General features: G+C 65.7%; 12 protein-coding genes. 7 read left to right on the top strand and 5 right to left on the bottom strand.

From position 1 onward, the window contains the following. Window positions 1-31: 31 nt before the first annotated feature. On the top strand, window positions 32-1,486 hold the full coding sequence (locus tag L6D75_RS25820) for a TrkH family potassium uptake protein (RefSeq protein ID WP_176511325.1): 1,455 nt from the start codon (window positions 32-34) through the stop codon (window positions 1,484-1,486). On the opposite strand, the gene L6D75_RS25815 is transcribed toward L6D75_RS25820, so the two are convergent. Beyond that, window positions 1,443-2,507, bottom strand: a complete 1,065-nt coding sequence (locus L6D75_RS25815) for an AraC family transcriptional regulator (protein ID WP_176511326.1) — start codon at window positions 2,505-2,507, stop codon at window positions 1,443-1,445. The two genes, L6D75_RS25820 and L6D75_RS25815, sit on opposite strands and share 44 nt — an antisense overlap. A gap of 155 nt (window positions 2,508-2,662) precedes the next feature. Between L6D75_RS25815 and L6D75_RS25810 the strand changes: the two genes are divergently transcribed. Next, window positions 2,663-2,974, top strand: a complete 312-nt coding sequence (locus tag L6D75_RS25810) for an Mpo1-like protein (RefSeq protein WP_176511327.1) — start codon at window positions 2,663-2,665, stop codon at window positions 2,972-2,974. Window positions 2,975-2,980: 6 nt separating this feature from the next. Here L6D75_RS25810 and L6D75_RS25805 read toward each other — a convergent pair whose 3' ends face one another. Next, a complete protein-coding gene (locus L6D75_RS25805; protein ID WP_176511328.1) occupies window positions 2,981-3,793 on the bottom strand; it encodes a UDP-2,3-diacylglucosamine diphosphatase in 813 nt (270 codons plus the stop codon). A 126-nt stretch (window positions 3,794-3,919) separates the two neighbouring features. On the opposite strand from L6D75_RS25805, the gene L6D75_RS25800 reads away from it, so the two are divergent. Then, a complete protein-coding gene (locus L6D75_RS25800) occupies window positions 3,920-4,693 on the top strand; it encodes a helix-turn-helix domain-containing protein (protein ID WP_176511329.1) in 774 nt (257 codons plus the stop codon). A 159-nt stretch (window positions 4,694-4,852) separates the two neighbouring features. Beyond that, window positions 4,853-5,743, top strand: a complete 891-nt coding sequence (locus L6D75_RS25795) for a DMT family transporter (protein ID WP_176511330.1) — start codon at window positions 4,853-4,855, stop codon at window positions 5,741-5,743. Here L6D75_RS25795 and L6D75_RS25790 read toward each other — a convergent pair whose 3' ends face one another. Then, window positions 5,744-6,025: an Rdx family protein gene (locus tag L6D75_RS25790; protein ID WP_176511331.1), complete on the bottom strand. Its 282-nt coding sequence runs from the start codon at window positions 6,023-6,025 to the stop codon at window positions 5,744-5,746. A 67-nt stretch (window positions 6,026-6,092) separates the two neighbouring features. Between L6D75_RS25790 and L6D75_RS25785 the strand changes: the two genes are divergently transcribed. After that, on the top strand, window positions 6,093-8,279 hold the full coding sequence (locus L6D75_RS25785; RefSeq protein ID WP_176511332.1) for a patatin-like phospholipase family protein: 2,187 nt from the start codon (window positions 6,093-6,095) through the stop codon (window positions 8,277-8,279). Window positions 8,280-8,346: 67 nt separating this feature from the next. Here L6D75_RS25785 and L6D75_RS25780 read toward each other — a convergent pair whose 3' ends face one another. Both L6D75_RS25780 and recQ read right to left on the bottom strand, forming a co-directional pair. Next, on the bottom strand, window positions 8,347-8,784 hold the full coding sequence (locus L6D75_RS25780) for a MarR family transcriptional regulator (RefSeq protein ID WP_176511333.1): 438 nt from the start codon (window positions 8,782-8,784) through the stop codon (window positions 8,347-8,349). A 138-nt stretch (window positions 8,785-8,922) separates the two neighbouring features. Further along, complete coding sequence (gene recQ / locus L6D75_RS25775) at window positions 8,923-11,067, bottom strand: DNA helicase RecQ (protein ID WP_176511334.1); 2,145 nt, start codon at window positions 11,065-11,067, stop codon at window positions 8,923-8,925. Between the two features lie 243 nt (window positions 11,068-11,310). On the opposite strand from recQ, the gene L6D75_RS25770 reads away from it, so the two are divergent. Together L6D75_RS25770 and L6D75_RS25765 are read left to right on the top strand one after the other, a co-directional pair. Beyond that, a complete protein-coding gene (locus L6D75_RS25770; protein ID WP_176511335.1) occupies window positions 11,311-11,898 on the top strand; it encodes a YecA/YgfB family protein in 588 nt (195 codons plus the stop codon). Between the two features lie 7 nt (window positions 11,899-11,905). Next, window positions 11,906-12,271, top strand: a complete 366-nt coding sequence (locus L6D75_RS25765) for a YbaN family protein (RefSeq protein ID WP_176511336.1) — start codon at window positions 11,906-11,908, stop codon at window positions 12,269-12,271. Window positions 12,272-12,359: the final 88 nt, after the last annotated feature.

Raw genomic sequence — 12,359 nt, 5'->3', positions numbered from 1 at the left:
CGCCCTTCCGTTCAGAGTCAGAGCAGATCACATGGCGTTGCCGACCTTAAGGATCATTGGTTTCATCATCGGCATCTTCCTCATCACCCTGGCAGTCAGCATGGTCGTACCCATGGCGACCCTGGTGATCTTCGAGCGCACCGGCGACATGCCGTCGTTCCTCTGGTCGAGCCTGATCACCTTCATCGCCGGCCTGGCCATGGTCCTGCAGGGCCGCCCCGAGCATGTGCACCTGCGCCCGCGCGACATGTACCTGCTCACCGTCAGCAGCTGGCTGGTGGTGTGCGTGTTCGCCGCCCTGCCGTTCCTGTTGACCCAGCACATCAGCTACACCGACGCCTTCTTCGAAAGCATGTCCGGCATCACCGCCACCGGCGCCACCGTGCTCAGCGGGCTCGACAGCATGTCGCCGGGCATCCTCATGTGGCGCTCGATGCTGCACTGGCTCGGCGGCATCGGCTTCATCGCCATGGCGGTGGCGATCCTGCCGCTGCTGCGCATCGGTGGCATGCGCCTGTTCCAGACCGAATCGTCGGACCGCTCGGAAAAGGTCATGCCGCGTTCGCACATGGTCGCCAAGTCGATCGTCGGGGTGTACGTCGGTTTTTCGGTGCTCGGCGCCCTGGCCTTCTGGTGGGCCGGCATGAGCCCGTTCGATGCCATCAACCATGCCATGTCGGCGATCTCCACCGGCGGCTTCTCGACCTCGGACCAGTCCCTGGCCAAATGGGACATCCCGGCGGTGCACTGGGTGGCGGTGGTGGTCATGATCCTTGGCAGCCTGCCGTTCACCCTGTATGTGGCCACCCTGCGCGGCAACCGCAAGGCACTGATCCGCGACCAGCAGGTGCAAGGGCTGCTTGGCCTGCTGGTGGTCACCTGGCTGGTGCTGGGCACCTGGTACTGGGCAACCACCAACCTGCACTGGCTGGATGCCTTGCGCCACGTGGCGCTGAACGTGACCTCGGTGGTCACCACCACCGGCTTCGCCCTGGGCGACTACAGCCTGTGGGGCAACTTCTCGCTGATGCTGTTCTTCTACCTGGGCTTCGTCGGCGGCTGCTCCGGCTCCACCGCCGGCGGCATCAAGATCTTCCGCTTCCAGGTGGCCTACATCCTGCTCAAGGCCAGCTTGAACCAGTTGATCCACCCGCGCGCGGTGATCAAGCAGAAGTACAACGGCCACCGCCTCGACGAAGAGATCGTGCGTTCGATCCTGACCTTCTCGTTCTTCTTCGCCATCACCATCTGCGTCATGGCCTTGCTGCTGTCGCTGCTGGGCGTGGACTGGATGACCGCACTGACCGGCGCCGCCGGCACCGTTTCGGGCGTGGGCCCGGGCCTGGGCGAGGTGATCGGCCCGTCCGGCAACTATGCCTCGCTGCCGGACGCGGCCAAGTGGATCCTGGCCAGCGGCATGCTGCTCGGGCGCCTGGAGATCATCACCGTGCTGGTGCTATGTATGCCGGCGTTCTGGCGTCATTGAGCACCACCGCTTCCGCCCCGCCCAGGCGGGCGCGGTACTCGCTCGGGGTCACGTCGAACCAGCGGCGGAAGGCCCGGTAGAAGTTGCTGGGGTCGGCAAAGCCCAGCAGGTAGGCGGTTTCCAGCAGGGTCATGCCCGGTTGCGCGAGGTATTGCTCGGCCAGTTCGCGGCGGGTGTCGTCCAGCAGCGCCTGGAAGCTCGTGCCCTCCTCCTGCAGGCGCCGCTGCAAGGTGCGCTGGGACAGGTGCAGGGCCTGGGCCAGGGTTTCACGCTTGGGCTCGCCCTGGGGCAGGATGCGGCACAGCACCTGGCGCACGCGGTGGGTGACCCGGCTTTCGGAAAACCGCGCCAGGTACTCGCCGGCAAAGCGATCGTGCAGCACCGCCATGGCTTCGTTGGCCGTGGGCAGCGGCGCTTCCATGTCGGCGCGTTCGAAGATCAGCGCATCATGAACGGCGCCGAACACCAGAGGTGAATGGAACGCCACCTTGTAAGGCTCGATGTTTTTCGGTTGCGGCCCCTGGATCAGTACCCGCCGCGGCTGGATGGGGCGGCCGCTGAGCCACTTGCTCAGGGCCAGCGCACACGCCAGCGAGGCCTCCGAGCTGTGCCGGGTCGGCGGCAGATGGTCGCCATGCACGGTAAGAATCAGCGAGTAGCCTTCAGGCCCCAGGCGAAAGCTCAGGTCGGAGCTTTCGGCAATGATGCGCTGGTAGCGCACCAGCCGCTCGAAGCCTTCGGCCAGGGTGCGGCTGGACATCAGCGCATAGCCCACCACATGGAACGAGGCCGGCCGCACCACCCGCGCCATGTTCAGGCCGATGGCTTCATTGCCGGACAACTCCACCGCCAACTGCCACAGGCGGGTCATGGAGTCTTGCGGGAAGCGTGCGTCGGGGTCGTCGAGGGCGGCGAAGTCGAGCCCTAGCTGCTTGAACATGGCACGGCAATCGAGCCCTTCCAGCTCGAGTGCCTTGACGATCCCTGATGCCCAGCTGGCTGACGTGGTTCTCTCACTCATGACAGGCTTCTTATGCTCTGACCGCATCATGCGGTGAACCTAAGGATACTCATTTGGCGCCCATTGTCACTGGCCGGCTCCGCCAGTGACTCTAGACTCGATTCAGGCTCCACGCCGTGTATCCTGTCAAAAAGTGATAATTCCGGAGCATTGCGATGAACAGCACCGCGCAGTACCGCAGTTTTGCCGAGTTCTATCCCTATTACCTGGGCGAGCACAGCAACCCCACCTGCCGGCGCCTGCACTTCGTCGGCACCAGCCTGGTCATTGCCCTGCTGGCCTATACCATCGGCAGCGGCAAGTGGCTGCTGCTGCTCGCCGTGCCGCTGTTCGGCTATGGTTTTGCCTGGGTCGGGCATTTCTTCTTCGAGAAGAACCGGCCGGCCACCTTCAAGCATCCGCTGTACAGCCTGATCGGCGATTTCGCCATGTTCCGTGACATCCTGCTGGGCAGGATCAGCCTCTAGCGTGCCTCAGGCAGGCTCACGCAGCGCGGCGGCCTGCTCGGCCAGCCGCGCCTGCGCATCGGCCAGCCGATACAGCTCGATGCTGCCGTCCCAGTGCTCGATCAGCGCCGTGCACGACTCCACCCAATCGCCACAGTTGTGGTACTCCACCTCGCCGACCTTGCGGATTTCGGCATGGTGGATATGCCCGCACACCACCCCCTGAAAGCCGCGGCGGGTACATTCGTGGGCAATGGCATCCTCGAAATCGCTGATGAAGTTCACCGCACCCTTGACCTTGTGCTTGAGGTACGCCGACAGCGACCAGTAGCCATAGCCATAGCGCGCGCGCCAATGGTTGAGCCAGCGGTTGAGCACCAGGGTGAATTCGTAGGCGCGGTCGCCGAGAAAGGCCAGCCAGCGATGGTAGCGGGTGATGACATCGAACTGATCGCCATGGATCACCAGCAGCCGCCGGCCATCGGCCGTGAGGTGTTCGGCCTCGTCCACCAGCTGGATGTTGCCCAGAATCAGCTTGGAATAGCGGCGCAGGAATTCGTCATGGTTGCCGGTGACGTAGATCACCTCGGTGCCGCGCCTGCTCATGGTCAAAAGCCTGCGGATGACGTTGGTGTGCGCTTGCGGCCAGAAGATGCCGCCGCGCAGCTTCCAGCCGTCGATGATGTCGCCGACCAGGTAGATGCGGTCGGCCTGGTAGCCCTTGAGAAACTGCGACAGGTGCTCGGCCTGGCAGTCGCGGGTGCCCAAGTGCACATCGGAAATCCACAACGTGCGCACGCGCTGCTTGCGCGAGGGGCGGGAGAGTTCGGCGTGGGTCATGGGCGGGCTCCGGCGCTGTTTGCTGGAGACTGGCAGGCACAGATGACAGGTTGGTGGCAGCCATGTGACGGGTGATGGGGCGTGAGGATTGGGGCACAATGGTCGCCTGCCCCGCGAGGACGCCCCATGACCGCCGGCCCGATACTTTCCCTGCGCCACTACCGCCACGACCTGATCGCCCACAGCCATGAACACCCGCAACTGGTGTTCGGCCTGGGTGGCCGCCTGGACTTCGAAGTGCAGGGCCATGAGGCGCGGCTCGACCGCCAGCGCCTGATGGTGGTGCCCGCCGGCACCCATCACAGCTGCGGCAGCGAAACCGGCAGCCACTGCCTGGTGCTCGATGTGCCGGGCGAGCATTGGCTGCTCGAGCAACTGGGTGAGCACGCCGATGCCAGCCGGCGCCTGCTCGACCGCCCTGCGGCCCTGGGCCTGGACAACCGCCAGCAGCAACTGGTGGATTGGCTGGCCAACAGCCCGGTCGACGACCCCTTGATTGCCCGGCAAGGCGCGGTGCTGCTGCTGGCCAGCCTCAGCCCCACGGCTTCGGCCATTGTCACGCCCAGCCAGCGCCTGCCCTATGCCGCGTTCGACCGTTTTATCGAGCAGCAGGCGGCGTACCCACTGCAGGTCGCTGACCTTGCGCGCATCGCCGGGCTGTCCACCGCCCGGCTGCATGCGCGCTTCAGCGCCGAATGCGGGGTGACGCCGATGGACTACATTCGCCAGCGGCGGCTGCTCAAGGCGCGGGAGCTGGTCATCCGCACGGCTCTGCCACTGGGCGAGATCGCCGCGCAGGTGGGGTACGGCTCGCAGAGCGCATTTTCAGCGGCGATGCTGCGCGCGTTCGGCTGCACGCCGCTGGCGTTGCGGCGAGAGTCTGGCGATAACGGGCGCTAGGTTGGCGACAGATGTTGTTTGCCTGAGCTTTTACACTGTGCCTGTACCGGCCCTGTCGCCGGCAAGCCGGCTCCCACAGGTACAGTCTGCTAAGCATCTGTGGGAGCCGGCTTGCCGGCGATAGGGCCCGCAACTCCAACGAAGATCGCAAGGACCACCATGAACCACCGCACCGCCCTCGGGGCCCTGCACATCGGCGCACTGTTCTTCGGCCTGACCGGCGTGTTCGGCAAGCTTGCCGCCAGCGCCAGCCCGGCCATCATCGTCTTCGGCCGCGCCGCCTTCGCCGTGCTTGCCCTGGCCCTGTTCGCCAGCCTCACCGGCCCCGGCTGGCAGCGCCTGAGCGGGCGCGACATGCGCCGCCTGTTGCTGGGCGGGGTATTGCTGGCCGGCCACTGGGTCAGCTTCTTCATCGCCGTCAAGGTCGCCGGCGTGGCCATCGCCACCCTCGGCTTCGCCAGCTTCCCGGCGTTCACCGTGATTCTCGAAGGCGTGCTGTTTCGCGAACGCATCCGCCGCAACGAAGCCTTGCTGGTACTGCTGGTGAGCATCGGCCTGGTGCTGGTGACGCCCTCCTTCGACCTGGCCAGCCAGGCCACCGGCGGCCTGCTCTGGGCCCTGCTCTCGGGCTTGCTGTTCTCGCTGCTGTCGCTGACCAACCGCGCCGGCTCCGGCCGCCTGCCCGCGGTGCAGGCGGCGCTGTGGCAAAACCTGGTGGTCGGCCTGTGCCTGCTGCCGGTGGCCGCGCCGGGCCTGGCGGCGGTGGCGCCCATGGACTGGCTGTGGATCGGCCTGCTCGGCATCTTCTGCACCGGGGTCGCCCACAGCCTGTTCGTCGCCAGCCTGGCCGTGATCAAGGCGCGCACCGCCGCCGTGGTGTTCGGCATGGAGCCGGTCTACGGCATCGCCGTGGCCTGGGTGGTGTTCGCCGAAACGCCCACCCTGCGCATGCTGGCGGGTGGGGCTTTGATCATCTTCGCCATCGTGCTGTCCAGCCGCCTGGCGGCCGAGCCGCCGAGCAAACCGCGGGCCCTGGCCGAAGGCGCCTGATCAGCGGTCGTTGTGGCCCAGGTCGCGCTGCGGGTCGATCTGGTCACGCACCCGCTGCTTGAGCACCTTGGCCTCGGGGAAGCCGCCGTCGGCCTTGCGCTCCCAGATCTGCACGCCTTGGCAGGTGATGCGAAACACTCCGCCGGTGCCAGGCTCCAGGGCCACCCGGCCAAGGTCGTCGGCAAAGCTGCTCAGCAGTTCCTGGGCCAGCCAGGCCGCGCGCAGCAGCCACTGGCACTGGGTGCAATAGGTGATGACAATTTCTGGCTTGCTATCGGCCATGGCCAAGTCTCCTGAGGTATGGGGCCGCTTATACTAGCGGTCTTTGGCCCAGGGTTTGAGACTCACGATGCACCGCCTGCTGTTCTGCCTTTTGCTGACGCTCACCTCCATGACCGCGCTCGCCACCGAGCCGGCCCGCCCCAAGGTCGGGCTGGTGCTCTCCGGCGGCGCGGCGCGGGGCCTGGCCCATATTGGTGTGCTCAAGGCCCTGGAAGAACAGGGCGTGCGCATCGACGCCATCGCCGGCACCAGCATGGGTGCGGTGGTTGGCGGGCTGTATGCCTCCGGCTACAGCGTCGAAGAGCTGGAGAAGCTCGCCACCACCCTGGACTGGCAACAGGCGCTGTCCGACGCCCCGCCACGCAAGGATGTGCCGTTCCGGCGCAAGCAGGATGATCGCGACTTTCTGGTCAAGCAGAAGCTGAGCTTTCGCGATGACGGCAGCCTGGGCCTGCCGCTGGGCGTGATCCAGGGCCAGAACCTGGCGCTGCTGCTGGAAAGCAAGCTGGCCCACACCGCCGACACCCGCGACTTCGACAAGCTGCCGATCCCCTTTCGCGCCGTGGCCACCGACATCGCCAGTGGCGAAAAGGTGGTGTTCAGCCGCGGCCACCTGCCCCAGGTGATCCGCGCCAGCATGTCGATCCCCGCGGTGTTCGCGCCGGTCGAGCTGGACGGCCGGCTGCTGGTGGACGGCGGCATGGTCGACAACATCCCGGTGGACGTGGCCCGCGAGATGGGCGTCGACCTGGCCATCGTGGTCGATATCGGCACCCCGCTGCGCGATCGCAAGCAACTGGCCACGGTGGTCGATGTGCTCAACCAGTCGATCACCCTGATGACCCGGCGCAACTCCGAGGAACAACTGGCCAGCCTGCACCGCGACGATATCCTGATCCAACCGCAGCTGGCGGCCTTTGGCGTCACCGATTTCGGCCGCGCCCAGGACATGATCGACGCCGGCTACCGCGCAGCGCGCCTGCTCGAGCCGCGCCTGGCCGGGCTGCACCAACCCGAGGGCGATGCCGAGCTGGCGGTGGCCCGCTCACCGCGCCAGCGCACCCCGGTGATTACCGCGATCCGGGTGGAGAACGACTCCAAGGTCAGCGACGATGTGATCCGCTACTACATTCGCCAGCCGATCGGCGAGCCGCTGGAGCTCGACCGCCTGCAGACCGACATGGGCACCCTGTATGGCCTGGACTACTTCGACCGGGTGCAGTACCGCGTGGTGCACAAGGGCGAGGACAACACCCTGGTGATCAACGCCCGCGGCAAGCGTGGCGGCACCGACTACCTGCGCCTGGGCCTGAACCTGTCGGATGACCTGCGCGGCGACAGCGCCTTCAACCTCGGCGCCAGCTACCGCGTAAACGGCATCAACCGGCTCGGCGCCGAGTGGCTCACGCGCGCGCAGATCGGTGACCAGCAGGAGCTGTACAGCGAGTTCTACCAGCCGCTGGACGTGGGCTCGCGCTATTTCATCGCGCCCTACCTGGACTTCAGCTCGCAGAACATCGAAGCGACCCTGGACAACGACCCGGTCGCCGAATACCGGCTGGAGCGCTATGGCTTTGGCCTCAACCTGGGCCGGCAGATCGGCACCTACGGCGAAGTGCGCCTGGGCGCGGGCAAGGCCTGGGGGGAAGCCGAGGTGCGCATCGGCGACCAGGACCTGCCGAAAGTCAGCTTCAACGAGGGCTTCTACGAGCTCAAGTATTCGTTCGACACCCTCGACAACGTGTACTTCCCGCACAGCGGCGAAGACATCGGCCTGACCTTGCGCAAGTACGACAAGTCGCTGGACTCCGACGACAACTACCGCCAGTGGCTGCTCAACCTGGACAAGGCGTTCAGCTACGGGCCGAACACCTGGGTGCTGGGCGGGCGCTACGGGCGCACGCTGGATGCCACCGAAGTGGTCACTTCGAGCTTCGTGATTGGCGGCGCGCGGGAGCTGTCGGGGTTCAGGCAGGACTCGGTGTCAGGGCAGAACGTGAGCCTGCTGCGCATGGTCTATTACCGGCGCCTGACGCCACGGGCCTACCTGCCGCTGGACTTCCCGCTGTACATCGGCGGGTCGCTGGAGCGCGGGCGGGCGTGGAACAACGACAATGAGTTCGACAGTGGGTATATCAATGCGGCCAGCGTCTTCCTGGGGCTGGAGACGCCGTTGGGGCCGCTGAACCTGAGTTATGGCGCCAACAGTGCGCATGAGCAGGCGGTGTACCTGAACCTGGGGCATACCTTCTAGGCGGCAATCGCCGGCAAGCCGGCTCCCACAGGGTTTTGCTGCAAACCTTGTGGGCGCCCTCGGTAACTCAGGATTTTTCCAGGTTGGCCAGAATCTTCGCATGCACGCGCATGCACACTTCGAGGTCCGCCTCATCCACCCCGGTAAACAGTTCCAGGCGCAAGGCGTTGGCGATGGTCTCGATCTGCTCGATCAACGGCTTGGCCGGCGGGCACAGGAGGATCTTCTTGGCCCGGCGGTCTTCCATCACCGCCTGGCGGCGTACCAGGCCCTGGTTCTCCAGGCTGTCGAGCAGGCGCGCCAGGGTCGGGCCTTCGACGCCGACGCTCTGGGCCAGCTCACGCTGGGTCGGCGCCTCTTCGAAACGGGCAAGATGCAACAACACCAGCCAGCGCGCCTGGGACAGGTTGAGCCCGGCCAGGCGGCGGTCCAGCTCGGCGCGCCAGCCCCGGGACATCTGGGCCAGCTGCATGCCGAAGCGGTGTTGGTTGTCGGTCAGGGGCATAAGCAACTCATGAACTAGAACTAATTATTAGTCAGCTAACCATGTCCCGTGGCATCAAGCAAGGCTGCCCGCCGCGCAAACGATCCCTATTCGTCAAAAAGGATGACAAAGGTCAGCAGATGTCCGAAATGTCTTCAATTACAGCTCGAACTCCGCTGCCAATGCTGCGCGAATGCAGTACAGCACGCCTTCTGGAACCCGCGCGCCGAACAACGGGGCAATCGCCGATACCGGCGGCAGCTCCCCTTCGCCGTCGAGGAAGGCGTCCTGCACCTCCATCATCAGGTCTTCCGGCAGGTCCAGTGCCTGGTCCAGGCTCAGCTCCTGGCGGCCGATGGCTTCGGCCAGCAGGCTGTAGACGTTCTTCTCGCTGCAGTTGAGCTGGCCGGCGATCTGCGCCGGGGTCATGCCGGCACGGGCCAGGCTGACCAGTTCGTGGCGCAGGTCGAGCACCACTTTCGGCGCCTCCTCGGTGCCACCGGCGCCATTGAGCACTTCGAGGAAGGCCTGGCCGTAGCGCTCCAGCTTGCGCGCACCCACACCACTGACCTGGGCCATATCGCTGAGGCTGGTCGGCTGGCTGCGCAGCATCTCCAGCAAGGTGGAGTCGGGGAAGATGACGTAGGGCGGCACGCTGTGCTCCTCGGCCAGCTTGCGGCGCAAGGTGCGCAGGGCTTCCCACAGTTCGCGCTCCTCGGCGCGCACCAGCTGGCTGGCTGGGCTGCCGCCGCTGGAAGAGGTCTTGGCCACGGTCTGCGGCTTGAGGTCGCGACGCAGTTGCAGGGCCACCTCGCCACGCAGCAGCGGCCGGCAGCTGTCGGCCAGGCGCAGGCCGCCGTAGCCTTCCAGGTCGATGTCCACCAGGCCGCGCGCCACCAGCTGGCGGAACAGCGAACGCCATTCGGCCTCGGCCAGCGACTTGCCCACGCCGAATACCGAAAGTTTCTCGTGGCCGAAGTTGCGCACCTTTTCGGTGTCCTTGCCCAGCAGCACATCGACCAGGTGGCCCACGCCATAGCGCTGGCCAGTGCGGAACACCGCCGACAGGGCCTGGCGCGCAGGCTCGGTGGCGTCCCAGGTCTGGACCTGGTCGATGCAGTTGTCGCAATGCCCGCAGGGTTGCTCGAGCACTTCGTCGAAATAGGCCAGCAGCGACTGGCGCCGGCAACGCGTCTCTTCGCACAGTGCCAGCATGGCATCGAGCTTGTGCTGCTCGACGCGCTTGTGGCGCTCGTCGCCCTCGGAGTTCTGCAACATCTGCTTGAGCATCACCATGTCCTGCAGGCCGTAGGCCATCCAGGCGTCGGACGGCAGGCCGTCACGGCCGGCGCGGCCGGTTTCCTGGTAATAGGCTTCCAGCGACTTGGGCAGGTCGAGGTGGGCGACGAAGCGCACGTTGGGCTTGTCGATGCCCATGCCGAAGGCAATGGTGGCGACCATGATCAGCCCTTCCTCGTTGAGGAAGCGGTGCTGGTTGGCGGCCCGCGTTTCGGCGGCCAGGCCGGCGTGATACGGCAGCGCCGGGAAACCCTGCTCGCAAAGGAAGGCTGCGGTCTCGTCGACCTTCTTGCGCGACAGGCAATAGACGATGCCGGCGTTGCCACGGCGTTCGCCGAGGAAGGCCATCAACTGTTTGCGCGGCGCCTCCTTGGGCACGATGCGGTAGAAGATGTTCGGCCGGTCGAAGCTCGACAGGAAACGCTCGGCGCCCTGCAGGTGCAGGCGCTGGACGATTTCTTCGCGGGTACGCATGTCGGCGGTGGCGGTCAGGGCGATGCGCGGCACATGCGGGAACAGCTCGGCCAGTTGACCGAGCTGCAGGTATTCAGGGCGGAAGTCGTGGCCCCATTGCGACACGCAGTGGGCCTCGTCGATGGCGAACAGGGCGATGTCCAGCCCGCGCAGGAACTCCAGCATGCGCGGCTGCACCAGGCGCTCCGGCGCCAGGTACAGCATCTTCACCTCGCCACGGCGCAGGCGTGCGGCCAGGTCGCGCTGCTGTTCGGCGCTCAGGGTCGAGTTCAGCGCCGCAGCGGCGACGCCCAGCTCGTCGAGGGTGGCGACCTGGTCGTCCATCAGCGCGATCAGCGGCGAGACCACCACGGTCAGCCCCGGGCGCAGCAACCCCGGCACCTGGAAGCACAGCGACTTACCGCCACCGGTAGGCATCAGCACCAGGGCGTCGCCGCCGCTGGCCACGCATTCGATGATCGCTGCCTGGCGCCCACGGAAACTGTCGTAGCCGAAGATATCCTTGAGAACGCGCTGAGCCTGTTCGAGCATGTGCAACTCCAAATCGCCGTACCATCCTGGACACAGGCTGGACGAAAAAACCGCTCCGCACACGCCAAATGCGTAAGCGGCTTTTGCCAGATGGCCGGGAAACCCTGCCCCTGCATGAAAATCGCGGAGTATACCGCAGAGCCGCTTGGCGCAGGATGCCCGGGTGACAGACGTTCCCTTTGCACCGCCGTCGCCGCAAGGTGCTAGAATTCACTATCGTTTATTCCCCAAGGTAGCCCTGTAATGTCCTTCGCCGAGCAACTGACCCGCCTGCAAGCCTTCCTCGACGCCGATGAGCTGCACGAAGAAGCGCTGGACTACGTCGCCGCCCACGGCTACCTGACCGCGCTGTCGATCTGCTCGGAAGACGTCCCCGAGCGTGAATGGATCGACGCGCTGTTCGCCGAAGAGCCCCATTACGCCAGCGATGCCCAGCGCACCGAAATCGAAGCGACCCTGGTAGCGCTCAAGGGCCACATCGCCCGACAGCTCGCCAGCGACGAAGAATTCGACCTGCCCTGCGAGCTGGACCTGACCGAAGAACCGGACGATTCCGACCTGCGCGGCTGGTGCATCGGTTTCATGGAAGGCGTGTTCCTGCGCGAGGAAGCCTGGTTCGAGAACGCCGAAGAGGAAGTCAGCGAGATGCTGCTGCCGATCATGGTCGGTTCGGGCCTGTTCGACGAACAGCCAGAGTTCGCCGACATCGCCAGCAACGCCAACCTGCAGGACGACATGATCGTGCAGATTCCGGAGGCGCTGAGCGCACTGTTCCTGCTGCTGCACGCCCCTGAAGAGAAGCCGGCGCTGCTCAAGCCACGCCACCACTGAGCCCGCCGTGCGCTACCTGTTGCTGGCCATCGGCTGGCTCAGCGTCGCGCTGGGGGTGTTGGGGATCTTCCTGCCGGTGTTGCCCACCACCCCTTTCCTGCTACTGGCGGCCGCCTGCTTCGCCCGCAGCTCGCCACGCTTTCACCATTGGCTGGTCAATCACCCGAAGCTCGGGCCGTGGATTGGTGACTACCTCAGTGGCGAAGGTATCCCGCTCAAGGGCAAGGTCTACGCCATCGGCCTGATGTGGGCGAGCATCGGCCTGTCGTGCTACCTGGTACCGCTGTTCTGGGCGCGAGCCTTCATGCTCACCAGCGCGGTGCTGGTGAGCCTGTACATCCTCAGGCAGAAGACCTTGCGCAGGCCTGGCTGATCAGCTCACACCGTGTCCACCTTCAACGAATGATCATTGGGCATGCCGTTGATGTTCGTCGCGGTATCATGCCCCGCCGATATCACCC

This window comes from Pseudomonas faucium (assembly GCF_021602585.1).
Taxonomy (GTDB): Bacteria; Pseudomonadota; Gammaproteobacteria; order Pseudomonadales; family Pseudomonadaceae; genus Aquipseudomonas; species Aquipseudomonas faucium.
This window is presented reverse-complemented; position numbering and strand designations above follow the sequence as displayed.